General features: G+C 49.5%; 18 protein-coding genes and 1 tRNA gene. 13 read left to right on the forward strand and 6 right to left on the reverse strand.

The annotated features are described in order from the left end of the window. Positions 1-46: 46 nt before the first annotated feature. A complete protein-coding gene (locus L1285_RS02360) occupies positions 47-4495 on the reverse strand; it encodes an AMP-binding protein (protein ID WP_235410839.1) in 4449 nt (1482 codons plus the stop codon). A 321-nt stretch (positions 4496-4816) separates the two neighbouring features. Here L1285_RS02360 and L1285_RS02365 point away from each other — a divergent pair, with 321 nt between their 5' ends. The 3 genes from L1285_RS02365 (at position 4817) to L1285_RS02375 (ending at position 7729) form a co-directional block, all read left to right on the forward strand. Beyond that, positions 4817-5842, forward strand: a complete 1026-nt coding sequence (locus L1285_RS02365) for a fibrinogen-like YCDxxxxGGGW domain-containing protein (RefSeq protein WP_235410840.1) — start codon at positions 4817-4819, stop codon at positions 5840-5842. Positions 5843-6087: 245 nt separating this feature from the next. Then, positions 6088-7257 (forward strand): PQQ-binding-like beta-propeller repeat protein, encoded by a 1170-nt coding sequence (locus tag L1285_RS02370; RefSeq protein ID WP_235410841.1) that lies wholly within the window; start codon positions 6088-6090, stop codon positions 7255-7257. Positions 7258-7432: 175 nt separating this feature from the next. Then, a complete protein-coding gene (locus L1285_RS02375) occupies positions 7433-7729 on the forward strand; it encodes a hypothetical protein (RefSeq protein ID WP_235410842.1) in 297 nt (98 codons plus the stop codon). A 39-nt stretch (positions 7730-7768) separates the two neighbouring features. On the opposite strand, the gene L1285_RS02380 is transcribed toward L1285_RS02375, so the two are convergent. Both L1285_RS02380 and L1285_RS02385 read right to left on the reverse strand, forming a co-directional pair. Next, positions 7769-8953 carry a cellulase family glycosylhydrolase gene (locus L1285_RS02380; RefSeq protein WP_235410843.1) on the reverse strand — a complete coding sequence of 395 codons (1185 nt, stop codon included), beginning with the start codon at positions 8951-8953 and terminating at the stop codon, positions 7769-7771. Positions 8954-9164: 211 nt separating this feature from the next. Beyond that, the gene (locus L1285_RS02385) at positions 9165-9575 is read right to left on the reverse strand and encodes a DUF4765 family protein (protein WP_235410844.1); all 411 of its coding nucleotides are present in this window, start codon (positions 9573-9575) and stop codon (positions 9165-9167) included. A gap of 217 nt (positions 9576-9792) precedes the next feature. On the opposite strand from L1285_RS02385, the gene L1285_RS02390 reads away from it, so the two are divergent. The 3 genes from L1285_RS02390 to L1285_RS02400 all read left to right on the forward strand — a co-directional run bounded on the left by L1285_RS02390 (position 9793) and on the right by L1285_RS02400 (position 12631). Continuing rightward, a complete protein-coding gene (locus tag L1285_RS02390) occupies positions 9793-10209 on the forward strand; it encodes a ribosomal maturation YjgA family protein (protein WP_235410845.1) in 417 nt (138 codons plus the stop codon). 276 nt (positions 10210-10485) lie between these two features. Continuing rightward, positions 10486-11604 (forward strand): UDP-galactopyranose mutase, encoded by a 1119-nt coding sequence (gene glf / locus L1285_RS02395; RefSeq protein ID WP_235410846.1) that lies wholly within the window; start codon positions 10486-10488, stop codon positions 11602-11604. Between the two features lie 4 nt (positions 11605-11608). Beyond that, positions 11609-12631, forward strand: coding sequence for a hypothetical protein (locus tag L1285_RS02400; RefSeq protein WP_235410847.1), 1023 nt, complete (start codon positions 11609-11611; stop codon positions 12629-12631). A 259-nt stretch (positions 12632-12890) separates the two neighbouring features. On the opposite strand, the gene L1285_RS02405 is transcribed toward L1285_RS02400, so the two are convergent. Further along, the gene (locus tag L1285_RS02405) at positions 12891-13298 is read right to left on the reverse strand and encodes a hypothetical protein (protein WP_235410848.1); all 408 of its coding nucleotides are present in this window, start codon (positions 13296-13298) and stop codon (positions 12891-12893) included. 479 nt (positions 13299-13777) lie between these two features. On the opposite strand from L1285_RS02405, the gene L1285_RS02410 reads away from it, so the two are divergent. The 4 genes from L1285_RS02410 to L1285_RS02425 all read left to right on the forward strand — a co-directional run bounded on the left by L1285_RS02410 (position 13778) and on the right by L1285_RS02425 (position 19016). After that, a complete protein-coding gene (locus L1285_RS02410; RefSeq protein ID WP_235410849.1) occupies positions 13778-14527 on the forward strand; it encodes a substrate-binding periplasmic protein in 750 nt (249 codons plus the stop codon). A 481-nt stretch (positions 14528-15008) separates the two neighbouring features. After that, positions 15009-16649, forward strand: a complete 1641-nt coding sequence (locus L1285_RS02415; RefSeq protein WP_235410850.1) for a trypsin-like serine protease — start codon at positions 15009-15011, stop codon at positions 16647-16649. 58 nt (positions 16650-16707) lie between these two features. Continuing rightward, the gene (locus tag L1285_RS02420) at positions 16708-17922 is read left to right on the forward strand and encodes a hypothetical protein (protein WP_235410851.1); all 1215 of its coding nucleotides are present in this window, start codon (positions 16708-16710) and stop codon (positions 17920-17922) included. Positions 17923-17987: 65 nt separating this feature from the next. Continuing rightward, entirely contained in the window at positions 17988-19016 is a 1029-nt protein-coding gene (locus L1285_RS02425; protein ID WP_235410852.1) for a tetratricopeptide repeat protein, read from the forward strand. A gap of 21 nt (positions 19017-19037) precedes the next feature. On the opposite strand, the gene L1285_RS02430 is transcribed toward L1285_RS02425, so the two are convergent. Next, positions 19038-19946 (reverse strand): LysR family transcriptional regulator, encoded by a 909-nt coding sequence (locus L1285_RS02430; RefSeq protein ID WP_235410853.1) that lies wholly within the window; start codon positions 19944-19946, stop codon positions 19038-19040. 143 nt (positions 19947-20089) lie between these two features. On the opposite strand from L1285_RS02430, the gene L1285_RS02435 reads away from it, so the two are divergent. From L1285_RS02435 to L1285_RS02445, 3 genes are all read left to right on the forward strand, one after another. Then, a complete protein-coding gene (locus tag L1285_RS02435) occupies positions 20090-20614 on the forward strand; it encodes an NADPH-dependent FMN reductase (RefSeq protein WP_235410854.1) in 525 nt (174 codons plus the stop codon). 160 nt (positions 20615-20774) lie between these two features. Next, a tRNA-Ala gene (locus tag L1285_RS02440) sits at positions 20775-20850 on the forward strand. 79 nt (positions 20851-20929) lie between these two features. Beyond that, positions 20930-21244, forward strand: a complete 315-nt coding sequence (locus L1285_RS02445) for a cupin domain-containing protein (protein WP_235410855.1) — start codon at positions 20930-20932, stop codon at positions 21242-21244. Here the strand turns inward: L1285_RS02445 and L1285_RS02450 are convergent. Next, positions 21224-23617: a HAMP domain-containing hybrid sensor histidine kinase/response regulator gene (locus L1285_RS02450; protein WP_235410856.1), complete on the reverse strand. Its 2394-nt coding sequence runs from the start codon at positions 23615-23617 to the stop codon at positions 21224-21226. The two genes, L1285_RS02445 and L1285_RS02450, sit on opposite strands and share 21 nt — an antisense overlap. Positions 23618-23640: the final 23 nt, after the last annotated feature.

Genomic DNA, 23640 nt, shown 5'->3' on the forward strand with positions numbered 1-23640 from the left:
TGCTGTATAAGGCCGCGCTTTTTTCGTGGTGCTAAGCGCCTAGTCGTTACTTGGCGCAGCGTTGTAGTGGGGCAGACGCCTCGGCATCACTCAGTAGTCTGACAAATCCCGAGCACATATTGGTTATCATCGCATCAGACAATGCGCCTGCCACGTAATGCCAGTGCATCACCAGGTCCTCACCGGATTGCACCGCCACAATATTTAGCGGCACCCGGCGTGAGACCCCCATATTTTTTATCACATCTTCCTGATCGCCGTGGTCTTCGGGTTGCAACTCAAAACCATCAAAGTCGAGCGCCAGTAGCTGATTACTGTTGGTGATGTAATTGAGCTTGAAGTAAGGCAGATACTCACTCAGTGCGGGGTCGGCAATAACCTGGGTGAACTCGGGCACGCACTCATTGTAGATTTTGGCCACTCCTGAGGCGACCGAGGCACTGAAATCGAGGGCGTCGTCGGGCTTAACCAGCAGCGGCGCGACTTTATACAGTGGTCCTATCATGTCGCGGGTTTCGCGAGAAGTACGGCCGGTAAAGGTGACTGCCATCAGGATCTCAGGCGTCATCAGGTGCGGCGAGAAAACCTCACACAAAGCGCCTATCAGTGACTGGATCTGGCTGACGCCGTTTTGGCTGGCGGAGTGTGCAAAAAAGCCAGGCAATGTGCAGTTTTGAGTGTGATATAGCGAGGGTGTCCAGAGTGCACCGTTGAGGTGTTTAAACTTAGGGTAAGGGGAGTGGTGTTTAAACTCGGCCTGATAGTCGCTGACAATTTGCTGACCTTCAGCGCAGGAGAAGAAGCGTTGCTCTTCCCAGGCATAGTCAAAAAAGTCCACCGTCTCGGTATCGGGTTGGTTGTCAGCTTGCTGATCATAATAACGCTTTAGCTCGCCGATGATATTAATGTTGGAAACCGCATCGGTAATGATGTGATGAATGTTCAACAGCAGATACTGTTGTTTGTTCCCTAAGGTAAGTAGTTGCGCATGAATAAGCTCGCCCTGTTCAAGTGCAAAGCGATGGCTTTTTTGTTGACTACACTGCAGCTCCAGCGCTTCATGTGTGGCTTCGTGCGCCAGATGACTGAAATCAAGATGTTCAAATGGGTTAATCACGTCGGCGTCATTGCTGCAACACCACAGTGTGTCGTCGCGCATTTCAAAGCGGCTGTTAAACAGGCCTGTATTGGACACCAGCCGGGCGAAGGCCTGACGCATTCGCTCGGGGCACACCGAGCCATGTACTGCAAAGCACTGAAACATATTGTACAAATTACCCTGCTGCCACTGACGAAAAATATTACTTTGTGTGAATGTGGCAGGCGCATGCTTTTTACCGAGCTTTTTGACTTTCTGACCCGCTATAGCGGTGGCCGGTGCGCTGGCCTGAGCCGTTTTAATATGAGCAGAAATGGCCGCGACGCTGGGGTGGGCAATAAAGTCGTCGGTATTCAGTTGCAGGCCAAAGGTTTCAGACAAGTGAGTCATATAAATAATGATACTTAGTGAGTCCATGCCACAGGTGCGCAAGTCTTCATCCAGAGTGTGCGGATGAACTCCGCATTTTTGCGCCAATACCGACAGCACCTGTTGCTCAATTTCGCTTACAGGATTTGCATGCTCTGCCTGCGCTGGGGCGCAAGTTTGCTGCATGTGCTCAAACTCGGCCAGCAGCGCTTTGGTGTCGACTTTGCCGTTGGCGGTTCTTGGAAAGCACTCAAGGGGTACCAGGGTATCCGGAACCAGCCAGTTTGGTGCGTTATCGAGCAGGGTTTGTCGAATATTCAGGGCGACTGCGTCGTTGCGCTGGCCAGATAAGGTGACAAACGCCAGTAAGCGCATCACGCCATGGCTGCGATAGGTTGTTGCACAGGCCTCTGCCACATCGTCGATGGCCATCAACAGTTTCTCAACGGTTTTCAGGTTCACAAACCGGCCGCGCACTTTAACCGAATCATCCTCGCGGCCACTGAACAACAGTCTGCCTCCGGGTAAGGTGATAACCCGGTCGCGGCTGTTGAAAAACAGGGCTGAGTTGGCGGGTACTGGCAAGTGAACAAAACGCTCGGCGCTGAGTTGCGGCGCCTGGATATACTCCAGTGCTACACTGGGCCCGCCGATGTACAAGACTCCCTGGCTGTCACTATTCAGCTCCGCATTTTGTTGTATCGCCAACCTGACATTGCAAATAGGTCGGCCAATGGGCACGGCATCGCCATTGGCCAGCGCGGCCAAATCATGAAGGCTGTGCTGGGTGACCACGTGTGTTTCGGCAGGCCCGTACTGATTGATTAAGGTGGCACCTGAGCGGTTTAAAAAGGTACGCACCTGCTCACTCATCACCATTTGCTCGCCGGATACTATGATTTGCTCCAGTGTGTCAAATGTGTGGGTACTAAAGCTGGCCTGCGCCGCCAGAATATGCAGCAAGCTTGGGGTGACTATTAGCCTGGAAATGTGATTGCTGGCAACATTGTCGAGAATATTGGCCGCTTCTTTACGCACATTTGACGTGGTGAGGTGCAAAGTACCCCCACAACATAGTGTGGTGAGTAAGGTCTGGATAGCCACATCAAACCCAAGCGCCGTAGTGTTCAGTACCTGAGCCGGTGCAGATAAATTAGGGTCCAGACGATGGTGCAAACACAGATTCGCCAGGGTGCGTTGTGCCAGCATAATGCCTTTGGGCACGCCTGTTGTGCCGGAGCTGAAGACCAGGTAGGCCAGTGAATCGAGGCATACCCCCTGGCTATGCGCCTGCTTTGACGCGTTGACTGGCGCATCAAAGACAGATTCAATACTAGTAACGTTAAACTGGCTGAGGGCACTGGCCCAGCGTGGGTCGTCCACCATCACGCAAGCTGCCTGAGCGCGGGTCAGAATGTCTTGTGCGTAACTGACGTCGGCATCGGCATTGACGGGCACGATCACCCGGCCTGTGTGTAAACACGCCAGCATAGTTGCCACCATATCTGCGGTGTGTTCCATCAGCACCGCCACATTGTGTTGCGCTAAGGTGTTTTCCAGTAACCAGTGCGCAATGCGCTGCTGACGCTCTTGCAGCCATTGGTAGCTGAACGTCTGACCCTGATGATCGCAGATTGCGATACTTGCCGGTGCCTGTTTGCTCAGGGCCTCAATCACCTGTGCAGGCAGATCCGCAGGGGTTAACGGGTGCGACTTGCCTCGCATAAACTGCCACTGTGGTGCGGTGGATGTCTCTTCAACTGAGCCTTCAACTGCGCGGTTTTCAGTTGCGTTAAACTGCAAGGTCTGCTGCGCGCCCAGATGCAATGCGTTTTCCAGCAATGTGGCAAGTTGTTGTAAATGCGTTGGGGCAATAAAGGTTGGGTTGGCACTGAGCATGACTTCCATGTTGCTATGTTCATTGTGCACCAGGTTCACAGAAATCGGGTGACTGTGATCCGACTGCACCAGCATTTCACTGGCAAGGTCGACGCCGTCAATATCCATCAAAGCGCCAGGGTTGAGGTAGTTGATCATCACATCATATACCAGGGTGCGGGCGCTGGCCGACACCGCCGCGCATTGATTTATCTCACCAATGGGCACCTGACTTTTACGGAACAGTTGATTGAAGTCCCACTGCAGCGTCTTGATAGACTCGATAAAGGTTTGCCCGGCAGGTTTCACTATCTGTGGCAGCACTTTGGATGACATACCATAGTTGTGCTGATTGCGGCGCTGATTGTTCAGCGCATATCCCACCACTACGGATTGGTTAAAATGATGCTGGTAAAACTCACCCAGCAGGTGAGCAATGTAAACATGAAAACCCACATTGTGCTGCTGACATAAACTGTGCAGTGCCTGTATCTGTGTGCTGGGCACCGAAAAGTGGGCGCTGAGGGTTTGCGTGCCGGCTTGAGCGGGCGGGATATAGTCAAACATAAAGTCGGGTAAGTCTTGCAGGTATGTTTGCCAAAATGCCAGGTGTCGGGCTGTGTGTTTGTGCGTATTGTGATAGCGCATTTGTGCCAGCTCGGTGGTTATCTCTTTGACCGACAAAGGCAACATGGCCAGTGCCTTACAAAACAGCCGGTACAGGCTGAGTCCGTCGAGCAAAATATGATGCGCAATGAGTACCACAAAGTAACCGCCCTGTAAGGCAGGCCTCAGTGCAATGCGCACCAGGGCACCGTGCTCTAAGTCAAACGGGCGCTGTTTAAACTGCTCGGCAAATGTCCGGGCCTGTGCCTTATCCGCAAGCGCCTGGGTCATATCCAAGTCCAGCTCGCTTTCACCGCACAGGTGGTTAAACACTAAGGTGATCTGCTTGATCAGGTCTTGTGGGCAAAAGTCACCTTGCAGGTGAAACAAGCCCCCAATGTGGTATTTCAGCGTGTCGGGGTTCAGTACGCTGTCGGTGGCAATTTGTAGCTGCTCGTGAACCAGCTCATCGCAGCCCAGTTGCGAAATAACACGAGATTTAAACGCGCTCAGGGCCCGTTGTTTGGTTGTTAAGTCATTCATTTCAATATTCCTTCTGTGGCGGTGCCCGTTCAGTGACTGCCTTCAGAACTCAGTCTTCTGGTCTGATGTGTCGTGAAACGGTGCCAAAATGTAATCAAAGCGTCTGTTCGCCTTGCTTGTTTTAAAGCTAGAAAGAAAATGCGCAAAGAATGTGAAGCGGTATAAATAAATTCATATTAATTTATTTTACCGACATAAAGCAGCTTTGGTGACACTGTTAATTGAGCATGCTGAAGCAAGTTGATTGTTTAAGCCGAATAAGCTGGGTATGATTATTTCAAGCATAATGCTTTGTAATATAAAATAAAAAAGGAATAAAATATGGAAATACTAAGTACCAAGCTAGTTGCCACTGCGGCACTTGCATCGGTTTTCACAGCTCAAGCGGGTAGCATAATTGGTGATAATTCGAAACTTGAATTTGACCGTGTGCTAGATGGCCAGCTCATTGAGCTCGAAACTGAAGACTATGTTTTTGCGGGTAAGCTGAGTCACTTCATAGCTGAAAAATCTTCGTATGTTGTATCCGGCAACGTTTCGACTCAGGAAAAGCTGATCCACTGGACAGCTACAGATAAAGTAACGAGTGAGATCCGCTACTTCACCGGGGCTTTAGTCAGTGACAAACAATACGCGGGAGTATGGTTCTCGAATACAGGCGAAAAAGGCGATTGGCAGCTTAAATCGAGCACACCGGGTTTGTATGCGTCCTGTAATGAAATCCTCAAAGCCGGAGTCAGCAATGGCGATGGTGTTTATGACATACTCAGCGGTGGCGAAACGATTTCTGTTTATTGTGATATGACGACCGATGGGGGTGGTTGGACCTTACTGGGTGCCTATGCCAAAAACACGCCGGGAGGCAAAGCACATATTTCTGAATACTCTCCCGGGCCGGGCACCGAAGCGGTAGATCCACAGTCTACTTGGTTGTTCCAGGGCGATCTGAGTCCATTTTTTGATGTAAGAGAACAAGTTGCCTGTAGCAGTGCTGGCTGTGCCGAAGGTAAAAGCGCTTATGGTACAAGCATGACAACTTTGGAGCTTGAAAATATCCGCTATTCATGGGGCTATGAAGACAGAGCGAGCTATATGCCAACTTATAGTGATGTGCCGGCTTGCAGACGTAGCTACGTCTCCGATGAGGTAGTCGAAGGATGTATGGGGCTTGACAAGCTAACCAGTGCAACCACGAAAACGGTTGTGGGTTGGCAAACTGATATTCATGGCACGATAGACTGTTGGGTAGCCCGCGGTAACTACGCCTCAGGCGCGCTCGGTTCGGCACGTTGCTTCCATCGCGGTGGTCCAGATGGTAGTCGATGGGCGCTGCTCTGGATGAGATAAACCACTAAACATCGATATTTACCTCAGCAGGCACAACCTGGCAGGTTTGCTGAGGTTTCAACCTTACAAATTGCATTAGTTGTGTGCGCTCCATTCTATTTAAACCTCTTTAGCATGTCGTCAATTATTAAAAATAAGTAGTTAAATAAGTACTTTAAGGATCTTTAAGAAGGTTTCAGAGTGATTTCAGGACTTTTTTAGGTGTTGTGCGCCAGGGTGATGGCAAATCACAGAAGGAGAACACCATGAACGCAATAAACACACTGCAACAACTTGGACTGGCCAGTTTGCTGGTTGCCGGGCTTAGCCATGATGTCGCTCAGACGGCATTGGCTGCCAGCGGCGATTATCTGTTTAGTTATCAGGTTAAAGGAGAAAACTGGGGAGGCATTACATTGCGCGACCACACCGCGTATTTTGGCAGTGACGATGGCCACCTGTACGCACTGAATGTTGAACAGCCCAGGCTGGCCTGGTCGTTCAAAACCGCTGGCCTGGTGCGCTCCAGACCGACGATAAAACAGCATCAGATCTTTTTTAGCAGCGATGATGGCTATCTGTATGCGCTAAACCGCTGGCAGGGCAAGTTGCTATGGCGCACCAGCTTAAACGATGCCGATGTACAACGCATTCTGCCCGCCAATCACGCGCCGTGGGAGTTTGATTACACTAAATCCAGTGCTCTGGTCCAGGGTAATAAAGTCTTTATTGGCAGCGGCGACGGTCATCTTTATGCCCTTGCCAGAACCTCCGGTGAGGTGCTGTGGCGCTTTAAAACCGAGGGTAAAATTCGCGCCACACCCGCGCACCATCAGGGGCTTGTCTTTATCAGCAGCTGGGACGGCTCTGTCTATGCACTCAACAAACACACCGGCGCCTTAGTGTGGCAATACGAGACACAGGGCGCGCTGACCTCCAGCCCATTGATAGTGGATGATGTGCTGGTGATTGGCTCTCGTGACACCCACTTGTATGGCCTTGATCCGCAAAGTGGTGCGCTACTCTGGAAGCAGGCTTATGCCGGCGGCTCCTGGGTGGAATCGTCGGCAACGGCGGCCGCAGATGGTGAGCATTTTTACATCGGCAGTTCAGATTCCAATTTACTCAATAAATTTCATGCCCGCAGCGGTGCGCTTACCTGGCAATTCGAAACTGGCGGCTGGAGCTGGGGTCAGCCAGTTGTTAAAAATGGTACTGTGTACATTGGCGCAACGGGCCATGATGAACCTGGCTGGTTTGAAACGCAGCGAGGCTTTTTTGCTGTAGATGGTCAGACTGGTCAGCAGCAGTGGCAGTATCAACCCAAAGCCATTGATGGCTTTGTACACGGTGGCGTCTATGGTGCACCAGCGGTTGGCTACGGCAAAGTGATCGTGCCGGACTTGGACGGTTATATTCATGTTTTTGAGGAATAAGCTCTAAACTGGCGAGCAGGTCTTTGATGGCGCACTCTAATATGCAATGAGCGCACACTAATACGCTACACAATTATGCCCAAGGAGGACATTATGGACATATTGATTGCACAAGAAATCGAGCTGCATCAACATCATACGCGACACTATCGCGCTGCCATTGAACGCCTGCTACATGTCGAATTCTCGGAGGTCGGCATGTAGCAGGCGTTACACACTGGATTCCATCGTTGCCATGATGGGAGAGGAAGACCGTGCTCAACAGCGTGTGCATTCACAAAGTTACTGCTGTAACACTTTGGCACCGGGCGTATGTTTATTGCGTTATCAGTCCGCATTGGTCGACGAAGAGGGTGAAGCGTGTAATTTTGCTGAGCGTTGTTCAGTCTGGGTATTAACTGGTGAACAATGGCGGCTGAAATATCATCAGGGCACGGCCTGCGCGCCCTTTGAACTGATAGTTGGATCTTGATAAAACGCTGCCTGTTAACTTACAGGCAGCACTATGCGACTATCTGCCTTCGCTGATCCAGTCTTTGACCCAGCGACCGGATTCTTTAAGCTGACCGTCGACAAAATTCTGAGTATCACAGGTGCCATCTTGCCAGACTGCTCCGCTGCGAAAATCGTCGGAATAATTCCAGTTGGTCCAGCTGATCTTTTTGCGTTTCATCAGGTCAATGTATTTTTGTGAGCTGAGTGGGTCATTCGGACCGTCACCGTCGTAGTTTTGCGTGCCCCACTCACTGACAAATACGGGCAGTACATCAGAGGCCTGATCGAGTACCGAGCGATGATAGTCTGTGTGTGATGCTGCATAAAAGTGGAAGGTGTACATGATGTTGTCGAACGGGACAGGATCGTTTAATACGTCCTGGACGCTGCCGCCACTTGATGCGCCAAATGTGGACCAGCCATGGGTGCCGATCAAAATTAACGCGTCGGGCTGAATGGCGCGGATCACCGGGATAATTTCCTCGCTGTAGCGGCGTACGTCGGTCCAGCTGACGTTATTGGGTTCATTGGCAATGTCATAAATCACGTTATTGCGGTTCTTGTTGGCCGTGACTACGTCGGTAAAAAACTGCTTAGCCAGATCCAGGTTAAAGTTCGGGTCGCCCGGGTTGAGCTGATGCCAGTCTACCAATACGTATAAACCACGCTGGCTGGCCATGTCGATCAGGGTGTTCATCTGTTGGGTAAAGCCTGCCGGATCGGTCTCAAAGCCACCTTCTTGCACGTACATGCTAAGACGAACAATATCTGCCTGCCAATCCTGGGCCAGTACATCCAGCGAGGCATCGGTTAAACATTTGTTTAGTCCATACCATTGCAGGCCATGGCTGCTCATGCCGCGCAGCTGGATTTTTTCTTGCTGTTCACTGCACAGCCCGGTGCCGCAGACGCTGAGTTTGCCATAGCGTTCAACCGGAGTAGGCTGGTTACCAGTGTCGCAGCGGCCAAGGTATTGCCAGGCTGAGCTGCTGCCAGGCTCCGAGCGGGTCCACCAGTTGGCGCGATAAAGCTTGCCCTGATGCTGCATTTTGTCATTGGTATTGGCATGGCTGGGATTGCCCTGCCAGTCTGTTTGTGTCCAGTCCGGGTAGGTGTTAACGCCCTGGCAGCTTGCCGCATAGGCCTGGCTGAATCCCAATCCGGCGGTCAGTGCAATGGCAATTAAGTGCTTGTTATTCATATTCGGTCTCCTTTACATGTGTTGGGTCCTGTGACGCGCCAAGCTCAATGAGTGCGCTCAAAACGTCACCGGACCCTATCCAACATAATGGAAAAACCGCACGCCAGGCCTAGACTTTAGTCTAATTCTGATTGTTAAGTATTGTAATTGGATGGAATTGTGTCATTCCTGTTGTGCAGCAGGCATAAATCTTTGTATCAACCTGCTCAAATCACTTGGGGGCCTCAGCGCCCTTTATGTCGACAGGGGTGCTGCGGTGTAAGAATACGCCACTTTCCAGCTTGTCGCCCTCAACGATATAGACAGATGCCTCAGCAACCGATATTTGCACCACGCCGCCTCGGTTAAACTGTCGCGCAATGGCAAGGTCTCGAGTATATTCAACCCAGGGGGTAAACTTGGTAACATCGATGGCTTTGTCTTTGGGAATGGGCGCGCATTCACCCGATGTGCCTTTTTGATGCTCTACTTGCTCCTTGGTAGGCAATGAGTTGCTGCTTGCACCGGCTGGCCAGCCGCCTGCGGTTTGTTGTGCTGTAATGGCATCAAACTCGGCCGTGCAGTTTGTGCCTCTGTAAAGTATGATTTCTTTCTTTGCTGTACTGCTATGTGAATTACCCATATTAAAGACCTCTCAAAGTTAGAATGGAAGGGAATAAGTCAGTACTGCGATTATTGGGTAAAACGAATATCGAGACGCGGGTAAACCAAGACAAAAACCGGTCAAAATGATGTAATGCCATGTTCGCTCAGCCAGCTATGATACTGTGCTCGTTTTTGATGAATAAAGGTTAATCTTCTCGATACCAATCACAATGGATAAGTTAAAAGTAAGTTTTATGTCGACTCCCAGGCGTAGTATTTTTTTATATTCAGGCCTGGTTATCATCACCATGTTTTTGGGCTTGCTCAGCCAGTCTTCATTAATTGAATTACCTGGAATACTCGCGCTGTATGCCGGTGACACTTTATGGGCGATGATGGTCTTTTGGTTGTTTTGCTGTGTGCGACGTGGAATGCGCACCGCAGGTATAGCGTTGCTGGCCTTAGGGTTTGCTTTTGCGATTGAATTTTCGCAGTTGTATCAGGCTCAGTGGCTCAATGATATCCGACATACCCGATTGGGGGCGCTGGTGCTGGGCTTTGGCTTTAAAGGCAGTGATCTGGTGTGTTATACCTTGGGTATCCTGATGGCTGCGGGTTTAGACAGTCTAATAGCGGGGCGTCAAAAACAGCACCTACAAACGTTAAACTAAGCGAGCCCTGCATTTTTATAACCTTTTACACGGGGGTGCTCTGTATTGAGGCGGCCCGTTTTTGGCCTGGTTTCGTCTGTTTATTCATCAATTCAATAACAAAATTTTACGTGTTTTGTCTTGCTAATTCGAAGTTGTTTTGGCGGTGGAAAAATTCCAGCTAATTTAGGGACTATTTTGTCTTTTCCTCGGCGATGAATAATCATTTCTTCACTTTTTCTGATATAGTTTTGCCCTTACGATAGAGCCATGAACGATTCAAAAAGGCAAAATTTAATGAATGAAGCTCAATACGATTATCTGATTGTGGGTGCAGGCCTGTTTGGTGCTGTATTTGCCAGAGAAGCAACCGATCAGGGCAAGAAAGTCCTGGTGATAGATAAGCGCGACCACACCGGTGGTAATATCTACTGTGAACAGGTAGAAGGGATCAACGTACATAAGTACGGTGCGCATATTTTTCATACCAGCAACCAGCAGGTGTGGGATTACGTAAATCGTTACGTGTCATTCAATCACTATGTCAACTCGCCAGTTGCCAGACACGAAGACAAGCTTTATAACCTGCCTTTTAACATGAATACCTTTTATCAGCTGTGGGGCGTAACTACGCCAAAAGAGGCAAAAGAGAAAATCGCTGAAGCCCGCGCGCCGTATGCTGACTTAACACCGCAAAACCTCGAAGAGCAGGCATTGTATCTGGGTGGTCGCGACCTGTACGAAAAGCTCATCAAGGGCTATACCGAAAAGCAATGGGGTCGTCCGGCCACTGAGATCCCGGCATTTATCATCAAGCGACTGCCGTTCAGGTTCACCTTTGATAACAACTACTTTAACGACCGTTATCAGGGGATCCCAATTGGTGGTTACAATGCCCTGACAGATGCCCTGTTTGAAGGCGTCGAAGTCAGAACCGGCGTGAACTACTTTGAAGACGCTGAGAACCTCAACAAGCTTGCCGACAAAGTACTTTATACCGGTAAAATTGATGAGTTCTTTGACTGTCAGTTTGGCAAGCTTGAATATCGTAGCCTGCATTTTGAAACGCAAGTGCTGGATGAAGAGAATTACCAGGGCAATGCAGTGGTGAACTACACCGAGCGCGATGTGCCTTATACGCGTATTCTGGAGCATAAGCATTTTGAATTTGGTACCCAGGAAAAAACCGTGGTAACCAAAGAATATCCCCATGAGTTCAGTAAAGACAACGAGCCGTATTACCCCATTAACGACGAAACCAATAATGCGTTATTAGCGCGTTATCAGGAGCTGGCAAAAACAGCCCCGTATGCCGATAAGTTCATTTTTGGCGGTCGTCTTGCCGACTATAAATATTATGATATGGATGACACCATTGAAGCGGCACTGGCATTAACCAGCAAGGAATTGGCATAACATCATGAGTCGTAAAGTTTATATCGCAAGAAACTACCGCTCTAAGTTTGATGCAGCCGGTAAGGCAAAGATGGACTGCGAGACCATTTTGCAAAACAACGGTTGGAAAAACATTGGCTTTAAGCAAACCTGGATAGCAAACTCAATTTTGGGTACGTTGATCAGTGCATTGGGTGTGAGCTGGGCACTGCTGAGGTTGAAATCGGGCAGCACCGTGTGTTTGCAGTATCCGTTTAATAAGTTTTATGGCTACTGCCTATGGGGCGCAAAGCTTAGAAACAGCAAAGTACTGACTTTGGTGCACGATGTGCGCAGTCTGAAAGGCAAATACGGCCATTCGGAAAAAGAGGTCACCATGCTCAATAAATCGGATCAGCTGATTGTGCACAATGACAAGATGCGTGCCTGGTTTGAAGAGCAAAACATTCAGGCTGAAATCACTAATATTGAAGTGTTCGATTACCTGCACACAGATAACCCCAATGCCAAGCGCACACCGACTGATTACGATCAAATCCGTATTGTGTTTGCCGGTAACATGGGTCCATTTGTATATGAGCTGGATGCACTGGAGCGCGGCAACTTTAAGTTTGACCTGTATGGTGTTGGTTATGATGAGAAGAAAGTTAAAAACATCAACAATACCATGCTGGACTACAAAGGCTGTTTCCCGTCGGATCAAGTGATCGACCACATTGACGGTGACTTTGGTCTGGTCTGGTATGGCAACACTCTGGATACCTGTGATGGTGTAACCGGTCAGTATCTTAAGTACAACAACCCCCATAAACTGTCTTTGTATTTGTTGTGCGACATGCCGATCATCATCTGGGACAAAGCGGCAATGGCCGATTTTGTTGAAGAGCAGGGGATTGGTTTTAAGGTCAGCTCATTGCGTGATATTAAAACCCGTCTGGCAGAGCTCACGCCTGAGCAAATCGATCAGATGAAGCAGAATGTTCAGAGAGTAAAAACCGATGTGCAGTCGGGCCAGTACCTGAGCCGTGCACTGGAGCGATTGGTATAAAAGTTTACTGCGTGGGTCGGCCTGCGCAGTAACTCCCCTCATATTAAAAGTCGGCTTAAGCGTCTGCTTAGCGACTTTCTCAGCATTCATGATATCTCTTCTACGTACTTCTATTGGCGAGCGTTGTTTATCAACTGGATTAGTTAGTTGGTTTGCAAACAAAAAAGGCCGCACGTCGGCGGCCAGAGGTCAGTATCGCACCCTCGCTGTCCTTGCGAGCATGCCGACTGAAAGCGTAACGCTGTTGATTTGGTTTACATTAATACACGGTCACATATTTAACGTTGACTGCCCCTTCATGAAATAACTGATTGAACTGGTGATAATCAATGTCGATTTTGACCAGGGCATAATCGGTTTCCAGTGAGTAATCGCCCCCCACTGAACGTGAATACGTGCATTCCGCCTGTGCGTACAGGTACACAGGCGACGCGGGTTGTACAAAGTAGTTGATCACATGCTGGTTGCATGACTGGAACTGATATCCAGCTTCCAGCAATTGACCTTTGATCTCCTGATATTGACGGCCATATTCAATGACTTCATTAACGCTGCTGTACCCAGGGCGCTCAGGTATTTGTTCGGCAGAGGCCGTCGCTGGCGTGACATTAGCAAGTACTGACGTGCTGGCGAGTGAGAGTAAAGAAACAAGTAACGCATTTTTCATAATTAAACTTCCTTTTTGCTATAAAACGCTGTGACCGGGCGCAAAAAATCAAGGGAAACCCTTCGCCTTCAGCCACAGCAGACGACAATGGCACAGTGTTTGATGCCGTGCCATTGAACTCATGGTGGTACATTATCATGAAACTTATGTTTCGATAAATAGACGAAATAAAGAAAGTTTTATTTATTTAAATTTATTTTAGTGCAAAATTCATTCAATTTAACATGGTTTATTGACTTTTATAGATTGTAAGTGAGTGCTTGCTTTTAACGCCAGACTTTGATATGAATATTTTCATTAACTGGTTCTTTTTTCTTATTCGGATAACTTGAATATCCGATGTTCGGGTAACAATTTATTTATAATCCTTTGCCTAAGCGCGTTGCTTAACTAAGCTTAAGATCTGTCCCGCGGCAAAGTGCAAACCATGAGTCAAGATACCAGGCAAATTAAACAGGCATTAAACTGGATTAGCGGCAATGCGTAGTCTGAGACGATATATTCTGTTGTTGTGCGCTTTTCTGACTGCAGGCGCTGAGGCCGCGCGTTATTCCGTGCTGGTATATCACGGTGCAAACCCGCCTTATAATTATCTGAAGGGCTCAGAGCAGGCTGGCATTTTTAAGGACATTTTTATTCGCCTTGGTGAATTGACGGGACATGAATTTGAGTTTGTACCTCTATCTGTTGCTCGTGGCCACAAATCGTTTGAATCTGGTGAGATTGATATTGAACCGGGCGTGAATCCCAGCTGGCGGCAAAGCTCCAGAGTGCCGGGTATTTACAGCATTGATTATGCCTTTTCTCGCGAGGTTGTGCTGGGTCGCAAAGACGCGCGGGCCTATCAGCAACCCGAAGCCTTTTATGGCAAAGTGATGGGGCGTGTACGTGGCTACCGTTATGGGCCGTTTGAGCGCCACTTTGGCACCGGGAAAATAGCCGTCTACGATAACATTTCGGAGCGGGAGCTACTGGTGCAATTGGCACACACCCGTCTGGATTACATCATGATTGGTGATGTCACCGCTGCATACTATATTGCGACAAACCCTGCTTACCGCGGCTTTAAGGAAGTATACGAGATCAGCAAGTTGCCGGTGTCTATGCGTATTCAGCCCAGCAATACTCAGCTTAAGCAGGAAATTGACCTGGCGCTCAAGCATATGCTGGAGCAAGGTGAAATCACCCGGATTTACCTTAAATATGGCATTGAAATGCTGCCCTTTTGAGCTTTACCTGCTTGTTATCCAAAGATCTGCCAACCTGGACGATAAAAGGTAAGTATGGGTATCTGAGAGAGCTGCTCACTTTACATTGTGGTTAGCCAAGCGCACGCCAAACCAACTCCTCACCTTAAAAACATCTGGCAAAACTGGCGCCCTCTTAGCAAGATTTTGGTGCTGGTTTAGTGATTTGTTTATGTCAGTATTATGTCTTTTATCTCGATTTGATTGATTTAAGTCTTTGTTATTTAAACCGTTCCAATCTAGTGTTGGCTCTTTTTTAGAAATTTTTGTGAAATAAATTTCATCAATTACTGTAAAAAAATTGTTACGGTTAAGTGTTTAAAATACCAGCTAATGATGGCGTTCAGACTAAATTTTCCACTGGTCGTGCCAGTTGTTTTTTTCATCACACCCATTGATCTTTGTGTGTATCTCAGATTATTTCTAGATTGCTTTTTGAGCAATAACCATACAAGGATACAACATGAAAATTACACTTTTGGCTGCGGCTGTCCTGTCACTGTCAGCAACTGCCGTCTCTGCGAATACAGTGCAGCCGGGCTCAATCGATATCACTCCAAGTGTTGTGGGTGGGATTGAAACTCCAGCTTATTCAAGACCATACCAGGTCGCCTTGCTAATGAATGGGCGTCAGGGTTGTGGCGGTACTTTATTGAGTGAAAACTGGGTACTGACGGCTGCTCACTGTCTTGATAATGCCTCAACGGCCAGCCTGACGGTGCGCGTCGGCGCTCACTCTATTAGCCGTGGCGACGGTGATACGTTGCGAGTATCTCAGATTATCATGCACGAGAATTGGCGTGGTGCGAACGGGATCCGCTCGGGCTATGATATCGCCGTGCTGCGTCTGGCAACGCCGGCTGCGAGCAAGTATACCCCGGCAAAACTCCCAACTCAGTCGATTGCGGATCAATACGCGGGCATTGGCGACTATCCAACTGTGTCTGGCTGGGGCCTCACCTCTAACCGTGGCCGCCCGAGTGATGTGCTGCGCGAAGCCCAGTTACCGGTGATCTCTAATGCCAGTTGTAGCAGCCAGCTGAATTTCAATATCCCGGGCTCTGTGATCTGTGGCGGTGGCGAAGGTGGTCGTTCAGCCTGTAACGGCGACAGCGGTGGACCTTATGCGGTGCGTGTTGGTAACGATTTCTACAGTATCGGTACTGTGAGCTGGGGGATTGCCTGTTCCGGTGCGACGGCATTTACCCGCACGACTAGCTATCTGGACTGGATCGAGCGTAAAACTGGCCTGAAACCGGGTGATCCGGATAACCCGACAGATGAAAAACCAGTTGCGGATTTCAGCTCATCAGTATCGGGTTTAACCGTAAGCTTTGCCAATCGGGCGACGGATGACAATGGCATTACCGCGTATGACTGGAACTTTGGTGACGGTAATCGCTCTAGTGCTGCAAACCCTCGTCATACCTATGCAGCGAACGGCAGCTACAACGTGACGCTCACAGTAACTGATACCGCACAACAAACGGCAAGCGTGTCGAAAGTGGTCTCAATTGGTGAGCCGCCAGTGTGCGATGTAGAAGCCTGGAACAGCACAGCGACGTACGCATTGGGCGATAAAGTGTCTTATCAGGGCAGTATCTATGAAGCCATCTGGTGGTCTTCAGGTGCACAGCCGGATGTCTATCCCAGTGTCTGGAAAAAGCTTGATAACTGCGATGGTTCAGGCGACCCAGCCCCCGTTGCGAATTTCACTGTGGCGCAGTCAGGCTTGACCGTTACCCTGAACAACACCAGCACAGACAATGGTCAGATTGTATCCAGCCAGTGGCAGTTTGGTGATGGTCAGAGTGCCTCAGCACCCTCTGTGACGCATACCTACCGTACAGCAGGCAGCTACACTATTCGCCTGTCGGTAACAGACGATCAGGGACAAAGCAGCACAGTATCTAAAACAGTGACTGTGGGCGGTGACGACAACTGTCAGGGTATCCCTAACTGGAGTGCAAGCACAGTGTACAACACGGGTGATTTGGTTGCTAAAGGTGGCCAGGTTTATGAAGCCCAGTGGTGGGTGCAGGGTGAAGACCCGGCTCAATCTGGTCCTTGGGGTCCGTGGAAGTCTGTAGGCGCTTGTAACTAGTCGCTTTTTTGCTCAGTCCCGGGTAATCTATCAGAAATTGAACGGTAAACAGAAGATCATGGGACTGAGTCAACAGGCACACAGCGAACTACGCAGACTGGGTGAGCGGGTCAAAAAAGTGCTCTCGGCGATTATGCGGGCAATGCCTGCCCAGGCACAGACCATAGGCGGGTTTGCCCGCCATATTGGTTGCCATCGCTCAACCAGTCAGCGTTTATTTAATGCATACAAAGCCAAATCTGGCGAGCAGGTGCTTTATCATTTACCCGGGCAACAGGCACTCAATGCACTGGGTGAGCAACTGAGAGGGCATGTGCCGCACGACCTGGTCGCGCAGTGGTGTCAGGTGAGTGAGCGTTTCGAATCTACCATGCCTCAGTACGCCAGAAGCCATGCGCAGCTAAAACGGCTGCTGACGTCTCGAGAAGAGGATAAGGTGACTACTCAGGATGTGAACCTGTCGGGCCAGGACAAACGGGCACAGCTGTATTACGCGGCAAAGTCCTTGCTTGGCACGAGCATGGATGAGATCTTCTGTGCTTATGTGTTAACCCGCGAAAGAGGTCGGGAGGGGTTTTTGCAGGAAGTGGCGATGATCAGCAAGTCGCAGATCAAGCGTGAAACCGGTGCCGCACCTTTCGTACAGTTTTATACTCACCCCCATAATGATGATTTCATTGCACCTTTGCACATTAACGCCAACAGTCGGGTTGAGGCACAGCGCTTTAGCATTGGTATTGCCGAGGAGCTATCAACCCCCGGATTGTATCAGGCGTTTGCCAGTTATTCCCCCGGTAACAGCGGGCTGGTGTTTGATCCCATAGCGGGCAAGGAGCACTTTGACGCGACCTTTATTTTTAATAACCCGGATGAGCTGGTAGACCCACTCAGCCACGCCAGCAAGTGCAGCTCCACCAGTATTTCAATCAAAAATCCGGCCAAGAAATTACGCCTGCTGGTATTGATAGAGCAGCAGCTGGACCGCCACAGTTGTGTTAATGTTGGCTGTTACCACGGCAATCAGAAAGTCGAGGAAGGCAAGCTTAGCGTAGAGGACATGTGGACCGAGCGTTTGCCGGAGTTTCCTGAATTACGCTTGATTGACTTAAAAGCCGGTGCCCAGGCATTGCAATGGGGTGAATTACAGCAGCAAAAGCTCGATTACTTGTTTCGTTACGCCGAGCTGGACCCGGCTAACTACCGCTGCTATCTGATGGAAGTAGATTATCCTATCTGGTCGAGCACCTACCGCATTTATTTCGAGCATCAGTGAGCCACTTTGAACATTTGCAGCGTGCATTCTATAGTTTCAGGAGGTAGGTAAAAGCGAGTTGGGTGATGTTACGAGCGATTGTTGGGCTGTGGATGTTGCTGATACCTGTGAGCGCTTGGGCGCAAACGCCAGGCGCGGTGGTCGACACCCTGCAGGAAGCCGAAGATTACTTAACGGTAGATCCTGCAACCACGCTAAGACTACTGGAGCAGGTTGAACAACTAGACAGACTGCAAACACCCTTATTCCTGCGCTGGCATTTTATTCGCTTGCGTGCCGCCGTGCCAACCCACCAAATGGAAACAATGGAGCACTCACTGGAAGCGATATTTTCGCACCATACTCATCCCTATTTTATCGAAAAAATTCCCACCGCCATGAGTGCGCTGGGGATTTGGTTACGCCGCCACGATTACCTGAATGATGCCAGACTCAGCCTGGAGTGTGCTTATAAGTATGCGCAGTCTGATCAGCAAAGATTGACCCTGACCAACAGCCTGGCGCTGGTTTCGCGCCAACTCGGTGATTATGAACAAGCCAGAAGTTTGTATGACAGAGCCATTAACATCGCCGATAAGGCGGGGATCACCTCTAAAAATGGCATTATTGCTAATAATTTGGGGATCATTGAACTGGAGCTTGGTAAAGTGGCCGAGGCAGAAGCGCAGTTTCGTAAAGCGCTGGCGAACTATCAGGAAATAGACAAACGCTCCGGGCAGATCTCCGCTGGCGTGAATTTACTGTTTGCTTTTATTATTCAAAAGCAGCTGCTGAACTATCAGCGCTTATACGGACCGACCGCCAGGCTAACTGAGTCATTTCCCAATGAGACCAAGCAGGCCATGTTGTTATGGGTCAATGCCCGTTTTATGCAGCTGGAAGGGCACCCGGTGAGTCAGCAAAGTAAAAGTGCTCTGAAACTGGCCTACACACAACTTCAGGATGACAATGTGCGCCGCCTGGTATTTCAGCACCTGGCAACGCCCCTGGGCGTAGACGTTCAGCTACCTAAGCCGGTGGTCGTCAGGCCATTCGAGCGTAGCTGGTACAACGCCGTCAAAGCCTGTGACTGGGCAACAGCCGTTGCCCTGTAAGCGATTGTATTCGCACTATTACTAGTTGTCACTCGCTTGCTCAAAATGCGCTGACAGCAGGTCGATAAAGTGCCGTACTTTGGGTGAAAGGTGACGGCGGCTGGGGTACACCACATACACATTCACATCGGGCTGCGGGTAGTCGGGAAACAGAGTGACGAGCTGCTGCTGTGCGATTAAGCTGTCGACATAAAAGGCGGGCAGACGCGCAATGCCTATTCCGTCGCGTGCCATGGCGGTTTGCATATGACCGTTGTTACATAAGATCCTTTGCCTTACGTCCACATGAAATGCGCTACCCTGTTTATCTTTAAACTCCCAGCGGTCTGGAGTTTTGAGGTTGCTATAACAAATGCTGTGGTGTTTTTGTAACTCCTTCGGATGATGTGGCTGCCCAAACCGGCTGAGATAATCCGGGCTGGCAACAATATAGGTCTTGCATCGATAGACCCGTTTACAGATCAGGCTAGACTCCTCCAGCTGAGGCGTTGCCCGTACCGCCAGATCATAGCCATCGCCAATCACATCAACGGCTTTGTCTTCAAGATCCCATTCAAGCGAGACATTAGGATAACGATTCAGATACTCGGCCAAAACGGGTTGCAAGTAATCCGTACTGAATGCCACCGGACAGGTGATTTTCAGCGTGCCGCGCGGGATATCATCGGCCACATTCAGCTGCTGAGCGGCTGCCTGCGCATCCTGGATAAGCCGGGTACAGTTTTGGTAATACGATTCCCCCTCGGGCGTTAAAGCCAGGGTGCGGGTGGTGCGGTTTAACAGCCGGACACCCAGCCGCTCCTCAAGCCGGGCAATCACTTTGCTGATATGAGAAGGCGAGTGACCCAGCTTCTGGGCTGCGGCAATAAAGCTCTGGCTCTCGACCACTTCAGTGAAGATCTCTATGCCTTCAAAAAGATTGTTATTCATATGGAAATAGTAACTTTACTTTTGCCCTATTAATCATTATTAAAACCTAATATACACTGGTTGTCATCAGCTTGAGGCAAACACTGCGTGAAGTGTGGCATCAGGTGAATCTAAATTCAGACTTATTTTGAGAGGGTAACACCATGAAAGTTTTAGTATTTGCAGCCAGTAACAGTCGCCAGTCAATCAACCAGCAGTTAGCCAGTTATGCAGCTTCACTGATCCCTAATGCCGACGTTGAAGTACTTGACCTGAATGACTACGAAATGCCGATTTACAGCATTGAGCGCGAGACCCAGAGCGGCATTCCGGATCAGGCCCAGCGCTTTTTTGCCAAAATTGGTGCCGCCGATGCAATCATTGTGTCTTTCGCTGAGCACAATGGCAGTTATTCCGCCGCTTACAAGAATCTGTTTGACTGGACGTCACGCATAGATAAACAGGTTTACCAGAATACACCTATGCTGATGATGGCAACATCGCCGGGTCCGGGTGGTGCGCAGAGCGTGCTGGCATCAGCAGTGGGGTCGGCTCCTTTCTTTGCCGCAGACGTTAAAGCCAGTCTGTCGGTGCCAAGCTTTTTCGATAACTTCGACTCAGAAGCAGGCGAGCTGACAAATACCGAGCTTAAACAACAGCTTGAAGCCGCATTACAACTTCTGCACTAAGCAGCCTTTGGGCGTATTTGCAGCAGCACAACGGGCAGGGCGATAGTAACCATCGCCCTGTTTGGTTGAAAATTAGTCTAACAGCCTAATTACTTTAAAAAAGTTACATTTGGGGGTTTTCAAAGGCAGAAAAATCTTCTAGTATCTTTGTCGTCGATTTGGGGCTATAGCTCAGCTGGGAGAGCGCTTGCATGGCATGCAAGAGGTCGGCGGTTCGATCCCGCCTAGCTCCACCAAATCTCTCTTCCCTTTAAATTCATTCTCTTTTTAGTTCGCCTAAGTTACGATACGTTTTTATTTTATTTACGGTGAGCAATGAATAACCTGTTTTCTGATATTCCCGCAGACCTCAGCGACGAAGTCTTCCAGACATTACTGTCTCATGAGCAGCTCAAAATAGAGCGCATTGTATCCAAAGGACATACCTCGCCACCTCAGGGTTGGTACGATCAGGATGAGCATGAGTGGGTTTTGGTACTGCAAGGTGCAGGCGAGCTAACCTTTGAAGATGGCCGGGTTGAGCGCCTGAGCGCCGGAGATCACCTCAACATTCCCGCGCACTGTAAGCATAAAGTCAGCTGGACCGATCCTGAGCAGGAAACTATCTGGTTAGCCATTTTTTACCGCTAGCCATTTATCGAGCACGGTTTTGAGTTGCTCCAGCGCAATGGGCTTACTGATGTAGTCGTCCATACCGGCGGCAAAGCAGGATTCAATGTCTTTGATCAACACGTTGGCGGTCAGTGCAATAATGGTCAGCTGCAGGTGTTGTGGCATTTTACGGATCGCTTTGGTCGCCTCTATGCCATCCATATTGGGCATGTGCATGTCCATCAGAACCAGATCATAATGTTCTTTTTCCAGCTGTTGTAGCGCCTGCTGGCCATCGGTGACTATGGTGACACTCAGGCCCAGTTTTTCCAAAATGGCTTTGGTGACAATCTGGTTGACCGCATTGTCCTCTGCGAGCAAAACATGGCCATGAAGCGCGCCCAGTGTTATCTGGTCGCTGTCTTCGGAATAGATCAGGCAACATGGCGCAACAGGCCAGTTAAAGTCAAATTGTGTGCCTTTTCCTTGCTGTGACTGGCAGTTGAGGTGGCCGCCGCACAGTTCAATGATCTGCTGACAAATACACAAACCCAGTCCGGATCCGCCGTAACGTCGGGTAGTACTTTCGTCTTCCTGATAAAAGGGGTTAAAGATATGCGGGAGCTTATCTTTTGCAATGCCAATACCGCTATCAGCAACAGTAAATTTCAGCATTACCTGCTCCATATTGCCAATATTTTCGACTTCCAGCCGGATAAAGCCTTCGTGGGTGAACTTGATGGCATTATTGAGCAGGTTCAGTAGTACCTGTTGCAGACGGTGTTTATCGCTCACCACCTCTTTGGGCACAGTGTCGCCGATCGCCAATTGAAAACGCAGGCGCTTTTCGATGACCTTTTCGCTAAACAGCTGTTCCAGGTGGTGCAGTACAGCGTGTAAATCAAAGGGTTCAAAATACAGCGACACTTCGCCCTGATCTAACTTAGAAATGTCGAGAATGTCGTTGATAAGGGTCAGCAGGCTCTGTCCTGATTCATTGGCAACCCGGATAAGCGTAGCCTGCTCTTCGTTGAAGTTGTTTTGTTGGTTCAGCAACTGCAAAGTGCCCAAAATACCATTCATTGGGGTGCGTATTTCATGACTCATATTGGCCAGAAAACGGCTTTTGGCATTGGCGGCTTCTTCCGCGGCCAGTTTTGCCAGCTCCAAAGCTTCAGTGCGTTCATCGACCCGTTGTTCAAGTTCGGATTCGCGCTGGAACACTTTATCGCGCATTTGGGCAAAGGCACGGCCGAGATTGGCCAGCTCGTCTTTACCCCGGGTAGATAAAGACACATTAAAGTTGCCCTGGGTCAGTGCCTGCGCGGCCTTGGTAAGCTTTGCAATGGGCTGATAAATACTGTTGGAAAAACGCCAGGCAACCAGCAATGAAATTGCCACGGCAAACCCAAGAATGATAAGCAGCTGCTGACGTAACGCGTACACAGGGGCAAACACCACATGCTCAGGCAAAGTTAAGGCAATGCTGTAGCCGGCGGATTTTACCGGGGCATAAAAAATGTATGACTTAGGACGGGTGGGGGTTTGCGCTAACTTGGCGTAGCCGTTAAAGCCGGCGATCATTTTCAGGCCGATTTCTTGTAGTTGTGGATCAGACTCTTCAGTGACCTTTAAACGAATGGCGATTTTCTCACCAATGTCATTAACCACAAACTGCCCTTGCTCGCGTTTGAGCTGAATGATTTTGTCTGGCTGCCAGTGGTACATGTAAATGCCTTCCTGGGAAACCAGCATAAACCGGGCATTGTCGTAAAATTGATGTACAACCTGTTTAGACACCGCCTGCACCAGCCGGTCAATTTCGCGCCAGGGAATACTGCCACCCAGTAAACCGGCCACCTTGCCATCGTTTGCCAGTATGGTAGCAGCCACCACAATTTGTTTGACGCCCGTGGTGTAGGAGATCATAGGTTCAGATACATATACTTCGGCTTTTTGATTGACATTGCGGCCAATAGTCTGTTGCCAGTAATCGCGCCGGGTTATGGTTCTTTTACGCGAGTCGGGGGCTTTGTCGTCAAACGTTCTGAGCATGTTTTGAAAAGGGTTGCCGCCTTCGGTGTTATGAAAGCTGCCGTCGGGCCGGCCAAGTATAAACTTTTCGTAGGTTTGCTGATGAGCGGCTTTTTCGCTGTGTAAAATGGGCGCGATTTGCTCAAAGTTCATGGTTTTTAAGGTGGGCTGACGTGCCAACGTGGCCACTTCGCTTTTGCGCTTGGCAAAGTAACGGTCAAAGATGGCCGCGGCGTTATACACTTTGGCCTGGGCAGCCGAGATACTCAGGCGTTTTGCCTGCTCGGTGCTGTGCAGCATTGCCAGCAAAAAAATCACCAGCATTGGGGCCAGCGCAGTTAAACCCAGGATCACCATCAGGCGCGTTTTTAATTGCATAAACTAAAGTAAAAAAGCTTCTT

This window comes from Pseudoalteromonas sp. DL2-H2.2, assembly GCF_021532535.1.
Classification (GTDB): domain Bacteria; phylum Pseudomonadota; class Gammaproteobacteria; order Enterobacterales; family Alteromonadaceae; genus Pseudoalteromonas; species Pseudoalteromonas rubra_A.